This window comes from Flagellimonas oceani (genome assembly GCF_011068285.1).
Lineage (GTDB): Bacteria > Bacteroidota > Bacteroidia > Flavobacteriales > Flavobacteriaceae > Flagellimonas > Flagellimonas oceani.
This window is the reverse complement of record NZ_CP049616.1, coordinates 3,521,307-3,540,986: the sequence shown is the minus strand read 5'-3', so window position 1 is coordinate 3,540,986 and position 19,680 is coordinate 3,521,307. Positions and strand designations below refer to the sequence as shown.

Genomic DNA, 19,680 nt, shown 5'->3' with positions numbered 1-19,680 from the left:
TTATAATTTTGCAAACTTGAATTCAAGTAGAAGAAGCAGTATATGAAGTTTGCGGAATATAAGGGATTGGATTTGCCAAAGGTATCGGAGGATGTTCTTGACTTTTGGAAGGATAAAAAGATTTTTGAAAAAAGCGTTTCCACTAGGGAAGGCAAAGAGAGCTATGTGTTTTTTGAAGGCCCTCCATCTGCAAACGGAATGCCCGGGATTCACCACGTAATGGCGCGTACCATCAAGGATATCTTTCCACGGTACAAAACCATGAAGGGTTTTCAGGTAAAAAGAAAAGCCGGATGGGACACCCATGGCCTTCCTGTGGAAATCGGTGTGGAAAAAGAGCTCGGCATCACCAAAGAGGATATCGGCAAAAAAATATCGGTAGAGGATTACAATGCGGCCTGTAAAAAAGCGGTAATGCGCTACACGGACGTGTGGAACGAGATGACCGAGAAAGTCGGCTATTGGGTGGATATGGAAGACCCCTACATCACCTACAAGTCCAAGTATATGGAATCCGTTTGGTGGCTGCTGAAACAGATTTATGACAAAGGACTTATTTATAAGGGATACACCATTCAGCCCTATTCGCCAAAGGCGGGTACGGGATTAAGTTCCCACGAGTTGAATCAACCTGGTACCTATCAAGATGTGACGGATACCACGGTTACCGCACAGTTCAAGGCCAAAACCGATTCACTTCCAGCATTTTTGAAGAAAATAGAGGGAGACATTCACTTTTTGGCTTGGACGACCACGCCTTGGACACTTCCATCCAACACGGCATTGACCGTTGGGCCGAAGATTGAATATGTACTGGTAAAATCGTACAACCAATACACGTTCGAGCCCATAAATGTAGTGCTGGCCAAAAACTTGGTCAACTACAATTTTTCTGGGAAGTTCAAACAGGTTGAAACCGAGGAAGAGTTGAAAGCATTTAAGGAAGGTGACAAAAAGATTCCGTATTTGGTAGGAGAATCTTTTGTGGGCAAGGATTTGGTCGGCATTCAGTACGAGCAGCTGATCGATTACGTGCAGCCCTACCAAAATCCTGAGAATGCCTTCAGAATAATTTCAGGTGATTTTGTAACCACCGAGGACGGTACGGGAATCGTGCATACGGCACCCACCTTTGGTGCGGACGATGCCTTGGTGGCAAAACAGGCAACGCCGGAGATACCGCCGATGCTGGTTTTGGATGAAAATGACAACCCGGTCCCGTTGGTGGACCTTCAAGGTAAATTTAGACCTGAACTGAAAGAGTTTGGTGGCAAATATGTGAAGAACGAATACTACGATGAGGGCGAAGCACCTGAAAAGTCCGTCGATGTAGAGATTGCCATCAAACTAAAAATAGAGAACAAGGCCTTTAAGGTCGAAAAATACGTGCACAGCTACCCAAATTGCTGGCGTACGGACAAACCCATCCTCTACTATCCGTTGAACTCTTGGTTCATTAAGGTGACCGATGTCAAGGATCGTATGTTTGAGTTGAACCAGACCATTAACTGGAAACCAAAATCCACTGGAGAGGGCCGATTTGGCAACTGGTTGGCCAATGCGAACGATTGGAACCTTTCTAGATCAAGATATTGGGGTATTCCGTTGCCTATCTGGCGAACCGATGATGGGAAGGAAGAATTGATCATCGGCTCCGTGGAGGAATTGAAATCTGAAATGGCAAAGGCAGTTGAGGCTGGAGTTTTGGACAAAGACGTTTTCGAAGATTTTGTAGTGGGCGATATGAGCGAGGAGAACTACGATAAAATCGATTTGCACAAAAATATTGTGGATGGCATCACCTTGGTTTCGCCATCAGGGCAGCCGATGAAGCGTGAAGCAGACCTTATCGATGTTTGGTTCGATAGTGGTTCCATGCCCTACGCGCAATGGCACTACCCTTTTGAGAACAAGGAACTGATTGATGACGGCATTGCGTTCCCAGCCAACTTTATCGCCGAAGGTGTAGATCAGACCCGTGGTTGGTTCTATACCCTGCACGCTATTGGAACCATGGTTTTTGATAGCATTGCCTATAAAAATGTGGTTTCCAACGGACTTGTTTTGGACAAGGAAGGCAAAAAAATGTCCAAACGATTGGGCAATGCGGTAGACCCCTTCGAGGTGTTGCCAGAGCATGGACCCGATGCCACGCGTTGGTATATGATTTCCAATGCCAATCCTTGGGACAACCTTAAATTTGATATAGAAGGCGTTGTGGAGGTAAAGCGAAAGTTCTTCGGAACACTTTACAACACCTATTCCTTTATGGCGCTTTATGCCAATATTGATGCGTTTGATTATTCCGAGGCCGATATTCCTTTGGATGAAAGACCAGAGATCGATCAATGGATTTTGTCCGAGTTGCACACCTTGATCAAAAATGTGGATGAAGCCTACAATGATTACGAGGCTACCCGTGCCGCTCGAATGATTTCTGACTACGTTCAAGAAAATTTGAGCAACTGGTACGTGCGTTTGTGTAGGAGACGTTTCTGGAAAGGGGATTACGGAACGGATAAGATTTCCGCATACCAAACCCTTTATACCTGTCTGTCAACAGTGGCCAAATTATCCGCCCCGATTGCACCGTTCTTTATGGAACAATTGTACAGGGATTTAGATGCTACTTCACAAAAAGAAGGTTTTGAAAGCGTACACTTGGCAGAGTTCCCAGTTTATGATTCCAGTATGGTGAACAAGGACTTGGAACGTAAGATGCAATTGGCCCAAAAGATTTCCTCTTTGGTGCTTTCCATCCGTCAGAAGGAAAAAATAAAGGTGCGCCAACCGCTTCAAAAAATCATGATTCCCGTATTGGACGATGAGCAAAGAAAGGACATTGAATCTGTATCCAATTTGGTGAAATCCGAGGTCAATGTGAAGGAGATTGAAATGTTGGACGATGCTTCGGGCGTACTTGTAAAGCAAATTAAACCCAATTTTAAGGTGTTGGGCCCGAAATTTGGTAAGGATATGAAGGCAATTGCCGGCAAAGTATCAAACTTGGGTCAAGAGGATATCCAAAAAATGGAACATGAAGGAGAATTATTGCTACAGTTGGAAAATAAAACCGTTAATTTACAGTTAACCGATGTAGAAATAAGTTCCCAAGATATAGAGGGTTGGTTGGTAGCCAGTTCCGGTCCGTTGACTGTGGCACTGGATGTTACCATAGACGAAAACTTGAAAAAGGAGGGAATTGCCCGGGAATTGGTGAACCGAATCCAGAACCTGAGAAAAGAATCCGGATTTGAGGTAACCGATAAAATCGACATTAAAATATTGAAGGACGGCCTAGTGGAAAATGCGGTTTCCAGTAATGAGGATTATATCAAAACGGAAACGTTGACCGCCGAGCTCAACTTTGAAGAGAAACTTGAAGATGGTGTTGCAATAGCCTTTGATGAGGTGAACACAAAATTGTTTATTCAAAAACATTAAGAAAATGGCAGAAGATTCAAAAGTAAGATACTCCGACAAGGACCTTGCGGAATTCAGAACATTGATCGAGGAGAAAATGGAAAAGGCCAAAAATCATTTGGAGCTTTTAAAGAGCTCTTACATGAACGATGGCAACAATGGAACCGATGATACCTCGCCAACGTTCAAGGCGTTCGAGGAAGGTTCCGAGACCATGAGCAAAGAGGCGAACACACAGTTGGCCATCCGCCAGGAAAAATTTATCCGTGACCTTAAAAACGCTTTGTTGCGAATCGAGAACAAGACCTATGGCATTTGCAGGGTAACAGGAAAGCTCATCAATAAAGAGCGTTTAAAGCTTGTGCCCCATGCTACGTTGAGCATTGAGGCTAAGAATATGCAAAAATAAGTAAAACGCCTACGGGCGTTTTTTTTGTTATGAGGGCATTGGTGTTCTTGTTGTTTGTTTTTACACTGGTCAATGTCCAAGGGCAAAAATTGGTGAGGAAGGCCTTTGTTGATCCTCGTACCGAAACCATACAAATTGATGCCCAATATTGTTATCGCATCGATTTAAAGACGGAGCCGATCAATGAGATCCATGTTTCGGCAACCATGGAAGGAGAGTACGCCAAAGACCTTTTGGTTTCCATCACCGAGAGTGGGGCCACTGCCATGATCAGCTCGGAATTTCACCCCAACTTTATAAACCCAAACGATAAGCTCAGCGCTCACAAAGTTGTCTCCATAGCTTTGGAAATACGTGTGCCCGAGTACAAGAACGTTGAAGTATTCGGAACCGGGACCAATGTATTTGCCACGGGAACGTATGAGCATTTGACCGTTGCCTTGTCCAATGGTCGCTGCTCCCTGCAAAATATTTCCCAGTCGGTAAAAGTGACCACCCAGACCGGGGATATTGTCCTTTCGGTCCCACGCGGAGAGGTATCTGCAGAAAGTGTATATGGTACCGTGAGAAGAGAGCATATCCCTTTTGGTAATGACCAATTTGTTCTAAAGTCGGTGGAAGGTGATATCTTACTGATGAAAACAAAATAATATACATATTTTTGCAGTCCTTTTAATAACAGCATGAGTTTAAAGAAGTCCCTTATTATCATAGTACTGATTTTGGTTGTGGACCAGATCAGCAAAGTCTATATAAAGACCAGTTTTATATTGGGAGAGGCCCACGAAGTGTTCAGTTGGTTCAAAATTCTTTTTATAGAGAACGAGGGGGCTGCTTGGGGGACCAAGTTGAGCGACTTGTTGCCAATATCCGAACCGGTCGGAAAACTGATATTGACCATTTTCAGGATTTTTGCCGTTTTTGGGATAGGCTACTGGCTGTGGGACATCATTAAAAAACAGTCGCCGCGAACCTTGATTTTGGCGGTCTCCCTGATTTTTGCAGGTGCTGTTGGAAACATTATTGATTCGGTTTTCTACGGAATTATATTTGACCATAGCAATGGGCAGGTGGCCACCCTTTTTGCCGATGAGCCCTACGGAAGTCTTTTCCATGGCAAGGTGGTGGATATGCTGTACTTTCCTTTGGTGGATACTACTTGGCCCGATTGGGTTCCATCGGTGGGAGGAAGACGCTTCCGATTTTTTGAGCCTGTTTTTAATATTGCGGATACGGCGATCAGTACCGGCGTTGGTATTTTGATCGTATTCAATAAAAAGGCATTCCCTAAGCAGGATGAGAAAAACGAAGTCGACGCTGATCAGAACGCATAAACCTTTTCCGGGGTGATGCAGTAGTCCAGTTTCACGTCGTTTGCATGAACATCGGTTATAGGTTCTGGTTCGGCAGCGAAGAACGATAATCCTATCTTACGTGTTTCCTTGGGGCATTTGCCCAAAAAGCCATCATAAAATCCTTTGCCATAACCTACGCGGTTTCCTGCTTCATCAAAAGCCAACAAGGGAACAAAAACCACATCGATTTTGTTTTCGGGGACCTCTATGCCTTCAACCGGCTCTGGCACTCCCCAGGCACTTTTTTTAAAGGCAGTGGTATCCGTAAGCAAATAATTTTCCAAGCTATTGGAACCAACGACTTTGGGAATGACTATATTTTTATCCTTGCCCTGTAACAAGGTGATCAAGGGTAGGGTATCCACTTCGTTTTTGTCCTCGATGCTTAAAAAGATATGGTAATAAAAAAAATCCCAGATAGGGATTTGAAGTGAACTGTTGGCCAAGGCCAAACTTAAATCCGAAGCTTTTGTTGGAGAAATTCCCGCTCTCAGATTTTTGTATTTTTTTCTTAGTTCATGTTTCAACATTGACTGTTGAAGATTTTGGGGTTGTTTCGGGGCAATGGACTACTACTCTCCTTTTGTTGCAACGGAGAAAAAGATTTTGAAGAAAAGCATCAAAATCAGGTACATTCCCAAAACGATGATATAGTTTTCCATAGGATTGTAATTATATCGTTAAATGTAAGTAAATCATTTGATAAGTTTACCATGAAATGCACTTTTTATCGATGAAATACATCATTTTTAGTAACAGTTTAACAAATTACATTGACTATCAGATGGTTGACTATGGGTTTTCCATACTTATTTTATGGTAAATCCCCAGTTTTGATCGAGATGGAATATTTTGATGAAATCTTACATCTTTTTAGGGACATTCAAAAAATTATAAATCGAGAAGGGTCATCCGTCAATGTAAAACTGGAATTCATCAAGTTTAACAATAATCACCACAATTAAAATATAACTTTGTTGCAAAGTCAAAAAAGAAGCTCCTTTTAGCGTTACCTATGTCCAAATCTGCATCCTTAAAAGTACAGTTGAGTGCCTTGCCCGACAACCCGGGGGTGTACCAGTTCTATGATGCGGACGGAAAAATCCTGTACGTGGGCAAGGCCAAGAACTTAAAAAAAAGGGTATCCTCCTATTTTAATAAAAAGCAAGAGTACGGCAAGACCCGTGTTCTGGTCAAAAAAATCGACGCGATAAAGCATATAGTGGTGCCTACCGAGTCGGATGCACTGCTGCTGGAAAACAATTTGATCAAAAAATTGCTTCCCAGATACAATGTGCTGCTTAAGGACGATAAATCCTATCCATGGATTTGTATCAAAAATGAACGTTTCCCGAGAGTGTTCTCCACCCGAAAGCTGATCAAGGACGGCTCGGAGTATTTTGGGCCCTATACCAGCATGAAAACTGTACGGACGCTCTTGGATTTGATCAAGAGCCTATATCCATTGCGCACTTGTAATTATGATCTGTCCGAAGAAAAAATAGACGCCGGCAAGTACAAAGTGTGCCTTGATTATCATTTGGGCAATTGCTTGGGACCCTGCGAAGGTTTTCAAACGGAGAAAGCGTACCAAGATCAGATCGAAGATATCAGGCAGATTATCAAGGGCAATTTAAAGGATTCCATACAAACCTTTAAACAACAGATGCAAGACTATGCCCAGAACATGGAGTTTGAAAAAGCTCAAAAGGTGAAGGATAAAATTGATGTGCTGGAGAATTACCAGGCCAAATCAACGGTGGTGAACCCCAAGATCAACAATGTGGATGTGTTCACCATTGTTTCTGACGAAACGCACGGTTACGTAAACTTTTTACAGATTTCCCACGGGGCCATAATAAGGTCGCATACTTTGGAAATAAAAAAGAAGCTGGACGAAACCGACGAAGAGCTGTTGCAATTGGGGTTGACGGAACTCCGGCAACGTTTTGGCTCAACATCAAAGGAAGTGTACCTGCCCTTCCCGGTTACCGTAGAGGACGAGGTAAAGGTGACCCTGCCCAAACTGGGCGACAAGCGTAGAATTCTTGATTTGTCCGAACGCAACGCCAGATATTATAGACAGGATAGACTGAAACAGATCAAGATTACCGACCCCGACCGACATACCAAACGTATCATGGCCCAAATGAAGTCGGATTTGCGCTTATCGGAAGAGCCACGGCACATAGAATGTTTTGATAACTCCAACATTCAGGGGAGCAATCCCGTTGCTGCATGTGTGGTTTTCAAGGACGGCAAGCCTTCCAAAAAGGATTACCGCCATTTCAACATAAGAACAGTGGATGGCCCCGATGATTTTGCAAGTATGGAAGAAGTGGTCTTTAGGAGGTACAAAAGGTTGTTGAACGAAGAGGAACCTTTGCCCCAACTCATCGTAATCGATGGTGGAAAGGGACAGTTGTCGTCGGCATTAAAGAGTTTGGAAGTACTGGGACTTCGCGGAAAAATTGCCATTATAGGCATTGCAAAGCGTTTGGAGGAAATCTATTTTCCCGATGATCCCGTTCCGCTGTATTTGGACAAAAGGTCGGAAAGCCTGAAAATAATCCAGCAGTTGCGCAATGAGGCGCACCGATTCGGGATCACCCATCACAGAAACAAAAGAAGTAAGGGCGCAATTAGCTCGGAATTGGTTAATATTGAAGGAGTAGGGGAAAAAACCGCCCAGCAATTGTTAAAGAGCTTTAAATCCGTAAAACGAATCAAAGAAGCATCCCTTGAGACACTCACGGCTTCGGTCGGGGCGTCAAAAGCAAAGAAGATTTATAAAACATTTCATAAATAGACCATGGGAAACAAGGCAATACTATTCGCAGTCCTGATTGCTTTGCTCTGTTCGGAGGGAATCGCCCAGAACTCTCCAGAAAACAGACCGCCAAAAGTGGGCCTTGTGCTCAGTGGTGGGGGTGCCAAGGGTTTGGCCCATATCGGGGCCTTAAAAAAAATTGAGGAAGCGGGCGTTAAAATAGATTATATCGGCGGGACCAGCATGGGGGCCATTGTAGGGGCGCTCTATGCATCCGGATATACCTCCCAGCAATTGGACTCCATTTTTAGAAGCACCGATTTTACCAATTTGATACAGGACAATGTGCCGAGGAGCGCCAAAACATTTTATGAAAAAGAAGACTCCGAACGCTACGCGCTTACCCTTCCCTTCGAAAACTTTAAGGTATCGTTTCCGCAGGCCATATCGGGAGGGCAAAACATATACAACCTGTTGGTTCAGCTATTGTTCCATGTAAAGGATGTGGAGGACTTTAGCAAACTGCCCATCCCATTTCTTTGTATGGCCACCAATGTGGAAACAGGGGAGGAAGTACTGTTGAACAAAGGTTATTTGCCAGAAGCCATCGTGGCGAGTGGAACATTTCCTTCGTTATTTGAGCCCGCGGAGATAGACGGACAGATTTTGATAGATGGTGGAGTGGTGAACAATTATCCCATTGAACAAGTAAGGGCCATGGGGGCGGACATTATTATAGGGGTGGATGTGCAGCACGATCTGGCCACAAGGGAGTCCCTTTCATCAGCTACGGAAATTTTGTTGCAGATCAACAATTACCGTACAGTGAACGATATGAAGAAAAAGTCAAAAACCACAGATGTATACATAAGACCGGACATTGACCAGTTCTCCGTGATCGCTTTTGACAAGGGAAAGCAGATCATAATAAGCGGGGAAGAAGCAGCACAGAAAAAGTTGGACGACCTAAGGCAAATAGCCCAGAGCCAAAATGAACCGCCCAAGGCCAGAAAAGGAATCAACGTGGTGGACAGTTTAACCGTGAATAGAATGATCATTGAAGGAAATGACCAGTACACTAGGGGTTACATAAAAGGGAAGCTGAGGTTCGATCTGGCGGAAAAAATCTCTTTTGACGAGCTGCGACAGGGTATGAGCAACCTTTCCGCCACAGGAAACTTTAAGGCCATACGTTATGATTTGATATCCAACGGGCTGGGTACCGATTTAATTTTGAAGTTAAAGGAGAACCAGACCAAAATGTACATCAAAATGGCGGCCCATTATGATGATCTTTACAAAAGCGCGGCACTTATCAACCTTACCAAAAAGAACTTTTTAATGAAGGATGATGTGGCTTCCTTCGACTTTATCCTGGGGGACCACATTAGGTATAACATGCAATATTATTTGGACAAAGGCTATTATTGGAGCTTTGGCGTCAATTCCACATTGACGGATTTTGATTCGGAAATTGATTTTTCCCTGATCCAAGGAAACTTTGATGTGCCCGTTAACCCCAACATCCAGAGAATAAACATGGATGTGACGGACCTTACCAACCAAATATATCTTCAAACGGTGTTAAAGGAAGAGTTTGCATTTACCATAGGCGCGGAACACAAATTTTTGAATTATAGCACAAGGACCCTGGGGCAAGTGGATATGGAGGATGAAAACAACGACTCGAGCACGAACCTAAGGACCGACTTCGAAAATTCGAATTATTTCAATGCCTTTTCCCAAATCAAATTGGACACCTACGATGATAAATATTTTCCTACCAAGGGATTGTTTTTTGACGGGGATTTTCATTTTTATGCATTCTCATCCGACTACAACGAAAACTTTTCGGAGTTTGCCGTGGCCAAGGCAAAATTTGGTGGAGTTTTCTCCCCGATAAATAATTTGAGCATTAAATTGGAAACCGAAGGCGGGTTTAAACTGGGAGTTTCCGAGGTGGCCTCTTTTGATTTCGTCCTAGGAGGGTTCGGAAACGATTTCGTTAATAATTTTGTGCCCTTTTTTGGGTACGACTTCCTTAGTTTGCCCGGCAACAGCTACGTCAAGGGTTTTGGTAGGCTGGATTACCGTTTTGCGCCAAAGCACCATTTTCTTTTTTCGGCGAATTATGCCAATGTGGCCGATGACCTTTTTCGCACGGGGGACTGGTTCGAGGAACCGAGTTTTTCGGGCTATGGTCTGGGCTACGGTTTTGAATCCTTTATGGGTCCCGTCCAAATTTATTATTCCTGGTCGCCAGAGATCAGTGAAGGCAATTTTTTCTTTAGCGTAGGGTATTGGTTTTAGTAAAAATTACTCGATCATCTGGGTCGGTTTTCTTAATAATTTGTCAAAAAAATAGCCAAAACCAATCAATAATACAGGGGTTTAGTTAAAGTCCGTTAAAAACAATTTTTCCTACAAAACCTTGCCGTATCTTTACGCCACATAAGGGGTGGTTCCCTTATAACTTTAAGTATTGGTTTTTCATAATTTAAAGTTTGGTTGGTTATTTAGGAAAAGCCCAGTCTCGAGACTGGGCTTTTTTTTGTTTATACTATTTTGGAATAAGTTTTGTTTAAGTAAATGTGAACAGTGTAGCCCCTAAACTGATTTTACTAATTTTATACCAATAAAATGCACATGAAAAAGATAATAATATCCATGCTGGGCCTTCTTTTTGCAATCTCTGCAATGGGGCAAAGCGCACGACCGGCCTTTAAATCGGGCGAATGGTTAAAGTTTAGGATTCATTATGGGTTTTTGAATGCAAGCTATGCCACATTGCACCTTACCTCGGAAACTTTGGACAACCTTCCCGTGTACCATGTTGTGGGAGAAGGAAAGACCACTGGGTTTGCGAGCATCTTTTTTAAGGTGGACGATACCTACGAAAGCTATTTTAACCGAGAAAACGGCAAACCATACAAGTTTATCAGAAAAATAGACGAGGGCGGATATACCAAGGACATTGAAATTGACTTTGACTACAAAAAGGACAGAGCGGTTTTGATCGACAACAAGAACGGGACAAAACAGGATTTTGAGATACATGGCCAAATACAGGACCTAATTTCTGCTTCCTATTTTTTAAGGAGCAACTATAATTTGGAAGAATTTAAAAAAGGCGAGTCCATTAACTTGGATTTGCTCTTTGACGACGATGGCGTTTTTAAGTTCCAGTTGAAATATTTGGGAAAAGAAATCCTCAAGACCAAGTTTGGAAAGGTAGAATGTCTTAAATTTAGGCCTTTGGTTCAGTCCGGTCGTGTCTTTAAGGAAAAAGAGAGCCTTACCCTTTGGGTATCCAACGATTGGAACAAAATACCCATACGTATAAAGGCGGATTTGGCCGTGGGATCTTTAAAAGCGGATCTGGACGGGTACAATGGACTAAGGAACCAGTTTAAAATAATAATGGATTAGTACAGGTGTTAATGGATAAGGATGCAAAGATCGCTTCCCAAATCAATAAGTTAGAGGAAAAGTACAAAAACTCGGGTCAGGATTTAAGCTCTTACTTGGACGGGCTGCTTTACGAAAGGTATCTTACCTATTGGGACTATATCCACTTGGATACCCTGCTCAGCCTTCAAGTGCCTAGAACGCATTTCCCGGACGAGGAAATCTTCATCATGTACCATCAAATAACCGAGCTGTACTTTAAGCTCATCCTGCATGAAGAAAAGCAGATTGTAGCGGATAAATCACAGGATGTTGCCTTTTTTATAGAAAAAGTAAGGCGCATCAACAGCTATTTCAAAGCACTCATATCTTCCTTTAGCATTATGATCAAGGGCATGGAGCGGGAACAATTCCTCCGCTACCGCATGGCCTTGCTTCCAGCGAGCGGGTTCCAGTCCGCACAATACAGGATGATAGAATTCTATGCCACACCATTGGAAAATATGGTGCATCCATCCGTAAGGGGCTCGTTTTCCTCCGAAAATAGCATAGAGGAACTATTTGAACACATGTATTGGAAAAAAGGGGCCACGGATCTGGAGACCGGCGAAAAAACACTGACCTTAAAACAATTTGAGGTAAGGTACACGCCAAGATTGCTTCGGATAGCCAATCAGGTGAAGGACAGTACCATTTACCAAAAATATTTGCAACTGCCAGATGCATCCCGGCACAATGAAGAGCTGATTTCAGCGTTAAAAGAGTTAGATTTGAATGCAAATGTAAACTGGCCGTTGATGCACATGGGTTCCGCCCATAGGTATTTGGCAAGAGAGGGCAAGGATGTTGATGCGACCGGGGGCACCAATTGGAAAGACTATTTGCCGCCCAGTTTTCAGAAAATAATTTTTTTCCCAACTTTGCATACCAAAGATGAGTTGGATAATTGGGGGAAAGAATGGGTGGACCATATTTTTAATCCCGAAAAACAAGAATACAAGGAATAGAAGAACGATGCGGAAAATTATTGGGGCAATTTTGACGCTGGCCGTGCTGGCATCATGCAAACAGACTAAGGAGCCAGTAGATGAGGTGGCCAAGGAAGAAATCATAGAAAAGCTGCCCGAGCTTCACTATGGGTTTAATTTTGAAGAGTTCAACGTAGTGCGGGATACTGTTCGCAATGGCGATAGTTTCGGGGAACTAATGCTCAAAAACAAGGTGGACTACCCTAAAATCGCCGCAATTTCAGAAAACTATCGCGATACTTTTGATGTCCGCAAAATCATGGTCGGCAAGCCATACCTCATTCTTAAATCCAAAGATACCTCCGAGGTCGCGGAAGTGTTCATTTACCAAAACGATAGAATAAACTATACCGTGGTGGATCTGCGCGATACGGCAGTGGCATACAAGAACAAGAAAAAAGTCACTTTAAGGGAGCGCGAAGTAGGTGGCATCATCAATAGTAACCTGTCAGAGACCATGGACAACCTAGGTGTCGATTACGGGGTAACCATAGGTCTTTCCGAGATCTACGCTTGGACCATTGACTTCTTTCGATTGGAAAAAGGGGATAAGTTCAAGGTCATTTTTGATGAACGATATATCAACGATACCGTATATGCCGGTCGTGGCCCCATTAAAGCCGCTCTTTTTGAGCACAAGGGAAGAACCGTCTACGCATTCCCCTATGTGGCCGATACCGTGAACAATATATTGGATTATTTTGACCAAGATGCCAATAATCTGAGAAGTACATTCCTTAGAGCACCCATAAAATTTGGTTACAGACTGTCGTCCAGATATAACCTAAAACGTAGGATTGCCTACTACGGTTACAAAGTGCGACCTCATAAAGGAACCGATTACGCTGCACCTATTGGAACCCCGATTGTAGCCACCGCAGACGGAACCGTCACAGAATCCACACGAAGGGGCGGTAACGGGAAGTACGTAAAAATAAAGCACAACAGCATTTATAGCACGCAATACCTCCACATGAAGGCGCAAAAGGTGAAAAGAGGAGAATTTGTGCGGCAAGGAGATGTTATCGGTTGGGTGGGAATGACCGGTAATACAGGAGGTCCCCATGTATGCTACCGTTTTTGGAAAAATGGAAGACAAGTGGATCCCTTAAAGGAAAAACTGCCCACGGCCGAGCCCATAGCCGATTCGTTGCGAATGGATTATATGGCACATATTGCCCCCCTAAAAGAACAGTTGGACTGCATAGAATTTATGGACCCGACCCCAGCAGAACCCGAAGAAACCTTAATATCATACACCCAGTAATGGCACTACCCACAATAGATCCCACAAAGACCGAAACCTGGAAAAAACTTCAAAAACATTACCAAGACACCAAAGACACCCACTTAAGAGAACTATTTTCCAAAGAAGAGGATCGAGGTAAAAAATTATCCATACACTGGCAGGATTTTTTGGTGGACTATTCTAAGAATAGGGTCACCAATGAAACCTTGAAGTTGTTGTTGGAACTTGCCGATGAGGTAGGATTAAAGGATGCCATAAAAAGTTATTTTGATGGAGAGCTCATCAACCAGACTGAAGGCAGGGCAGTGCTGCATACCGCCTTGCGCGCCAAAAAGGGCACAGCGGTTTTTGTAGATGGGGAAAACATTGTGGATGAGGTTTTTGAGGTAAAAGAAAAAATCAAATCTTTCTCCGAAGCCGTTATATCTGGAGAGCGTAAAGGGCATACGGGCAAAGCCTTTACCGATATAGTCAATATTGGAATCGGCGGTTCCGATTTGGGACCGGTGATGGTGACCGAAGCATTGAAATTTTATCAAAATGATTTAAAAACACATTTTGTAAGCAATGTGGACGGTGATCTGGTTCATGAAGTATTAAAAGAACTCGACCCTGAGACCACATTGTTCGTAATCGTTTCCAAATCCTTTACTACGCAGGAAACCTTGAGCAATGCACTGACCATAAAAAAGTGGTTTTTGAAGACAGCATCAGAAAAGGATGTGGCCGATCATTTTGTGGCGGTCTCCACCAATCTGGAAAAAATCAAGGAGTTTGGTATTGCAGATGACAATGTGTTCCCCATGTGGGATTGGGTCGGAGGCAGGTTCTCCCTTTGGAGCGCCGTAGGTTTGTCCATAGCACTTTCTGTGGGCTACGAAAACTTTGAGGCACTGCTGGAAGGCGCCCACGAAATGGACGTACATTTTAAGGAAACCCCATTTGACGGGAACATTCCTGTAATCCTTGGACTCATCAGCGTTTGGTACAATAACTTTTATAAGGCAGAGACCGAGGCCATCATACCATACACCCAATACCTGCACCGTTTTTCAGCATACTTGCAGCAAGGCATCATGGAGAGCAATGGCAAAAGCATGGACAGGGCCGGAAACAGGGTCGGTCACGAAACCGGTACCATTATTTGGGGTGAGCCGGGTACCAATTCACAGCACGCCTTTTTCCAGTTGATCCATCAAGGCACCAAATTGATACCAACCGATTTTATTGGATACAAAAAATCGTTGCACGGCGATGTGGACCATCATAATAAATTGATGGCAAACTATTTTGCACAGACCGAAGCCTTGATGAACGGTAAAACCGCGGAAGAGGTAAGACAGGAACTGGAATCACAAGGATTATCTGGCGAAGAGCTGGAAAAACTCCTTCCTTTTAAGATTTTTGAGGGCAACAAACCCACCAACTCCATTTTAATAGAGCAATTGACCCCTAAAAGCTTGGGCGCACTGATTGCACTTTACGAGCACAAAATATTTGTTCAGGGCGTGGTCTGGAACATCTTCAGTTATGATCAATGGGGGGTGGAATTGGGCAAACAGTTGGCCAAAAATATACTGAACGACATTGAGAATTCAGATATTGGCAAGCATGACAGTTCAACACTGAACCTTTTGCATTTTTTTAAGAAGTAAATTGCCATCTGCTCAAATCCAATTAAAAACCCTAAACAATTGTCTTTCAGATAATTTGTTTTGTTAATTTAGTGTTAACCATGTTTGTGCGATTTTAACTTTGACTTAATCGCAGAGTGTCAAAAATGAATCACATTTGCAGCGCTAATTAAACACTTAAACACTGAATTAAATGAAAAGAATCTACTTGGCTATTGCGGCTATTTTGGTTTCCGCGATGGCATTTGCACAAGGGGTTACTACTTCTTCTATGGGAGGTAAGGTAACAGACGAAACTGGGGAACCACTTCCTGGGGCGAGTATAGTAGCTGTTCATATTCCTTCGGGAACCACATATGGAGCAGCAGCTGATTTTGATGGATTTTATCGTATCTCAGGTATGAGGACGGGGGGACCATACAAGGTGACAATTTCTTATGTAGGATTTAACGAGGATGTTAAAGAAGGAATATACCTTAATTTAGGTCAAGCGGAAAGAATAAGCTCTGAATTATCGGAATCGGCGACCGCACTACAAGAGGTCGTAGTTACTGGAGGAGCCGCAGGAAGCCTTTTTGATCCTGGGAAAACTGGAGCCGAGACCAATGTAAGCCAAAGACAAGTGAACAATTTGCCGACAATATCCAGGAATATTGCGGATTTTGCTAGACTTACACCACAAGCTAAAGTGACTGGGGACGATGTGGTTTCAATAAGTGGTCAAAACAACCGGTACAATGCCATTTATATTGATGGAGCCGTAAATAACGATGTTTTTGGCCTTGCAGCAAATGGTACAAATGGAGGACAAACAGGTGTAAGCCCTATTTCTTTGGATGCCATAGAGTCTTTTCAAATAAACGTTGCCCCTTTTGATGTTCGTCAGTCTGGTTTCGCAGGAGGTAGTATCAATGCTATTACCAAATCCGGTACTAATAAATTTATAGGGTCAGCCTATGGTTTTTTACGAAACGAGAGTTTTGCAGGCAAGACTCCTGTAGGTTTGGTTGGTGAAGATGAAGAAAGAGAAAAATTGGATGAATTTTCTGCAAAAACTTATGGAGTACGATTGGGAGGTCCCCTTATTGAGGACAAGTTGTTTTTCTTTATCAATTATGAGAGACAAGAAAATGAAACTCCACAACCCTTTAATATTTCAACATATAGAGGTGATGCCACAGCGGCGGACTTAGATAACCTGTCCAATTTTTTGGTGAACAATTATGGTTACAACCCAGGAGGTTATGCAAACAATACCTCTAGCTTGGAGAGTGATAAGTTGATTGCCAAGATTGATTGGAACATCAACGAGAAGAACAAACTTTCGCTTAAGCACAGTTATGTTAAGGCTATTCAGTTTGATGCACCTTCTTCCAACACGGGGGCCATTAGTTTTATCAACGGAGCTATCAATTTTGAATCGATTACAAATTCAACAGCTTTGGAACTGAACTCCCAAATCGGGAGCAATATGTCCAACAATTTAGTAGTTGGTTATACAACTGTAAATGATGATAGAGATCCAGCCGGGAGCCCTTTCCCTGCAGTTCAGATTTTTGATGCAAGAGGAAGTTCAATATACTTTGGTTCAGAGGCATTTTCAACAGCTAACCTATTGGAACAGAAAGTATTGACTCTTACCGATAATTTCCAAATCTATTCAGGAAGACATACCATAACCATAGGTACTAACAATGAATTCTCCTCTGCAAAGAATGTTTTCTTTCGTCAGAATTTTGGAGATTACAGATTCGACAGTCTTAGTGATTTCTTAAATGGTGAGTCTGCCAATAGGTATAGGTATGGATACTCCCTATTGGGAGGTTTTGGTGATGATTCCGAAGGAGCAGCAGAGTTTGATTTGTTCCAATTTGGAGTTTATGTACAAGATCAAATCGATATTACTGATAATTTTAAGTTCACCATTGGTGCAAGGATAGACATTCCTTATTGGGAAGATGGTCTTGAAAATGAAGACTTCAACACAAGAACCGTTGCATTGTTGGAAGCTGCAGGCAAAGACCTGCAAGGTGCAAGAGTAGGTCAAGGAATTGATCCAAACGCACATTTTTCACCAAGAGTAGGTTTTAATTGGGATGTAAAGGGAGATAGAACTACGCAGATAAGAGGTGGTTTGGGAATATTTACTTCCAGAGTTCCTTTGGTATGGCCAGGAGGAACATATAATAACAATGGTATTACTGCAGGATTCATCCAGCTTACAGGAGATGATGTTCCGGATTTCAACCCGGACCCTACAGGTCAATTGGCCATACCAGAACCAGGTACTGGATCTGTTGGTGGACAAATCGACCTATTTGCTCCTGATTTCAAGCTGCCTCAGGTTTTCAAAACAAATATTGCTGTTGACCAAAGATTGCCAGGTGATGTAATCTTTTCAGCGGACTTTATCTGGAATGATAATATTACAGCAGTTGCCTATGAAAACCTAAATCTTAGAGGTCCTCAGTTCATTACTACAGGAGCTGGATCAAGACCTAATTATGGTTATGCGTCTATAGACAACACTTATAGTGATATATATTTGGCCACCAATACAGGAGCAGGAAGTTCTTATAACATAACAGGTACATTGTCAAAGAACTTTTACAGTCCAAAATTGGATATTACTGCCCAGGCATCTTATTCCTACGGAGAAGCAGATGGGATTTTAGATGGTACTTCTTCCCAAAACAGTTCCCAATTTAGAAACTTGGAAACGGTTAATGGATCAAACAGACCTGATTTATCTATTTCGGATTTTTCTCCTGGACATCGTGTAATTGCAAATTCTACTTTTGAGTTTAAATGGTCAGATAACCTTAAGACAAGATTGGGCCTATTTTATGAAGGAGCTGAAGGATCGCCATTTAGCTATGTTTATAACGGAAGTGGTTTATTATCCGATACAGGATCATTCTCAGCTTTAATTTATGTGCCTGCCAATGAAGCAGAGGCCAATTTGATTGATTCTGATGACCTGAGTGCAGCACAACAATGGAGCGCATTAAATGCAGTTATTGAAGGAGATGATTACTTGAGCAGCAGAAGGGGAAAATTTGCAGAGCGTAATGCTGACCGTTCGGATTGGACCCACATCATTGATTTGAAATTTGCACAAGAATTTGGAATCAAATTTGGCGAGAACACCCATAAATTGGAATTTACTGCAGACATCTTCAACTTTACCAATTTATTGAACAAGGAATGGGGCGTAAGAACTTTTTCTAACTTTAACCAAGTACAATTGTTGAATTTTGAAGGTTTTGCCGATGACGGTACAACACCTCAGTTTACTTTTGACCCAGGTGTTGAAGAAACAAGAAATATTATTGATGATACTGGATTGCAATCATCAAGATGGCAGATGCAGTTAGGGCTTAGGTATAGCTTTAACTAGTATTCAATGATTTTCTATAAACCCTGCCATACGGCAGGGTTTTTTTATGCCCAAAATTCCGTATTTTTAGACCACACAAACTTTACCTAATGGAAATCATAAAGAACCTACACTCGTATTTGGCCTATGTGGTGCTGGCCGTTTTAGTAATTGCCGTAATCAACGCCATAGCTGGCTGGTTGGGCAAAAAGGACTTCACCCTACAAAAAGACCTTCGTATTAGCTTATTTGCGCTTATTTTAAGCCATATTCAATTGGTGGTAGGGCTACTGTTGTATTTTACTTCTGGTAATGGTTTTAAAGCAATTAAGACCTTGGGCATGGGCGGGTTGAATGCTCCTGCGCGTTTGTTGGCCGTGGAGCACCCCTTTATCAACATCATAGCTTTGGTTTTGATCACCATAGGTTGGTCCCGTCACAAAAAATTGATGGAAAGCGAGCGAAAGTTTAAGACCATCTCTATTTTTTATGGACTTGGATTGCTACTGATTTTAAGCCGTATTCCTTGGGGACAATGGTTTGCATAAAGTAATTCCCGCGGAGGCGGGAATCTTATACAGTTTACTAAGTAACTTTTCCTTAAATGGTCACGTAATTAACCTCCGAGATTATTATGTGATCTAGGAGATTTATTTTCATTATTGCAGCAGCTTTTTCCATACGTTCCGTAAATGCGATGTCCGCCTCACTTGGCTCTAATTTGCCAGAAGGATGGTTATGACAGAGAATTATCTTCTTGCATTTTTTGGAGACAGGCATGCTTAAAACATCTACAGGATCAACAATATTTCGGTTGCTTGTGCCAATGGTCACCAATTCGATGTACTCAATGTCATTTGCCACATTGAGCCCAATGGTCCAAAAATATTCTTTTTGCCTGTGGAGCTTGTTTTGTCGCCACAATACCTTCTGCCTAATACGGGCAATATCATCGGTGCCGGATATATGCTTGTCCTCGTCTTTGGGAAGTCGTACTGTCATGAGTTAAAGATAGAAAATGTTTT

The 19,680-nt window shown here is 42.6% G+C and carries 14 protein-coding genes; 12 read left to right on the top strand and 2 right to left on the bottom strand.

Annotated features, from left to right (window positions below; translation table 11 throughout):
- The first annotated feature begins 42 nt into the window (after positions 1–42).
- The 4 genes from ileS (at position 43) to GVT53_RS15970 (ending at position 5,166) form a co-directional block, all read left to right on the top strand.
- Positions 43–3,444 carry an isoleucine--tRNA ligase gene (ileS, locus tag GVT53_RS15985; protein ID WP_166249492.1) on the top strand — a complete coding sequence of 1,134 codons (3,402 nt, stop codon included), beginning with the start codon at positions 43–45 and terminating at the stop codon, positions 3,442–3,444.
- 4 nt (positions 3,445–3,448) lie between these two features.
- Positions 3,449–3,832 (top strand): TraR/DksA family transcriptional regulator, encoded by a 384-nt coding sequence (locus GVT53_RS15980; RefSeq protein WP_108245802.1) that lies wholly within the window; start codon positions 3,449–3,451, stop codon positions 3,830–3,832.
- Between the two features lie 92 nt (positions 3,833–3,924).
- Positions 3,925–4,482: a DUF4097 family beta strand repeat-containing protein gene (locus tag GVT53_RS15975; protein ID WP_240905053.1), complete on the top strand. Its 558-nt coding sequence runs from the start codon at positions 3,925–3,927 to the stop codon at positions 4,480–4,482.
- A gap of 33 nt (positions 4,483–4,515) precedes the next feature.
- Entirely contained in the window at positions 4,516–5,166 is a 651-nt protein-coding gene (locus tag GVT53_RS15970; protein ID WP_166249490.1) for a lipoprotein signal peptidase, read from the top strand.
- On the opposite strand, the gene GVT53_RS15965 is transcribed toward GVT53_RS15970, so the two are convergent.
- Positions 5,154–5,717: a 5-formyltetrahydrofolate cyclo-ligase gene (locus GVT53_RS15965; RefSeq protein WP_166249489.1), complete on the bottom strand. Its 564-nt coding sequence runs from the start codon at positions 5,715–5,717 to the stop codon at positions 5,154–5,156. The genes GVT53_RS15970 and GVT53_RS15965 overlap by 13 nt on opposite strands.
- Before the next feature lie 485 nt (positions 5,718–6,202).
- Here GVT53_RS15965 and uvrC point away from each other — a divergent pair, with 485 nt between their 5' ends.
- The 8 genes from uvrC to GVT53_RS15925 all read left to right on the top strand — a co-directional run bounded on the left by uvrC (position 6,203) and on the right by GVT53_RS15925 (position 19,203).
- Positions 6,203–7,996: an excinuclease ABC subunit UvrC gene (gene uvrC, locus GVT53_RS15960; protein ID WP_166249488.1), complete on the top strand. Its 1,794-nt coding sequence runs from the start codon at positions 6,203–6,205 to the stop codon at positions 7,994–7,996.
- 3 nt (positions 7,997–7,999) lie between these two features.
- Positions 8,000–10,267: a patatin-like phospholipase family protein gene (locus GVT53_RS15955; protein WP_166249487.1), complete on the top strand. Its 2,268-nt coding sequence runs from the start codon at positions 8,000–8,002 to the stop codon at positions 10,265–10,267.
- Positions 10,268–10,603: 336 nt separating this feature from the next.
- Positions 10,604–11,386, top strand: coding sequence for a DUF3108 domain-containing protein (locus GVT53_RS15950; RefSeq protein ID WP_166249486.1), 783 nt, complete (start codon positions 10,604–10,606; stop codon positions 11,384–11,386).
- Between the two features lie 11 nt (positions 11,387–11,397).
- Positions 11,398–12,372: a tryptophan 2,3-dioxygenase family protein gene (locus tag GVT53_RS15945; protein WP_166249485.1), complete on the top strand. Its 975-nt coding sequence runs from the start codon at positions 11,398–11,400 to the stop codon at positions 12,370–12,372.
- A 7-nt stretch (positions 12,373–12,379) separates the two neighbouring features.
- Positions 12,380–13,660 (top strand): M23 family metallopeptidase, encoded by a 1,281-nt coding sequence (locus GVT53_RS15940; RefSeq protein ID WP_166249484.1) that lies wholly within the window; start codon positions 12,380–12,382, stop codon positions 13,658–13,660.
- Positions 13,660–15,297, top strand: a complete 1,638-nt coding sequence (pgi, locus tag GVT53_RS15935; protein ID WP_166249483.1) for a glucose-6-phosphate isomerase — start codon at positions 13,660–13,662, stop codon at positions 15,295–15,297. Before GVT53_RS15940 ends, pgi begins: the two co-directional genes overlap by 1 nt.
- A 172-nt stretch (positions 15,298–15,469) precedes the next feature.
- Complete coding sequence (locus GVT53_RS15930) at positions 15,470–18,676, top strand: TonB-dependent receptor (protein WP_166249482.1); 3,207 nt, start codon at positions 15,470–15,472, stop codon at positions 18,674–18,676.
- An 89-nt stretch (positions 18,677–18,765) separates the two neighbouring features.
- Entirely contained in the window at positions 18,766–19,203 is a 438-nt protein-coding gene (locus GVT53_RS15925; protein ID WP_166249481.1) for a hypothetical protein, read from the top strand.
- A gap of 52 nt (positions 19,204–19,255) precedes the next feature.
- On the opposite strand, the gene GVT53_RS15920 is transcribed toward GVT53_RS15925, so the two are convergent.
- Positions 19,256–19,657: a JAB domain-containing protein gene (locus GVT53_RS15920; RefSeq protein WP_166249480.1), complete on the bottom strand. Its 402-nt coding sequence runs from the start codon at positions 19,655–19,657 to the stop codon at positions 19,256–19,258.
- Positions 19,658–19,680 lie beyond the last annotated feature (23 nt).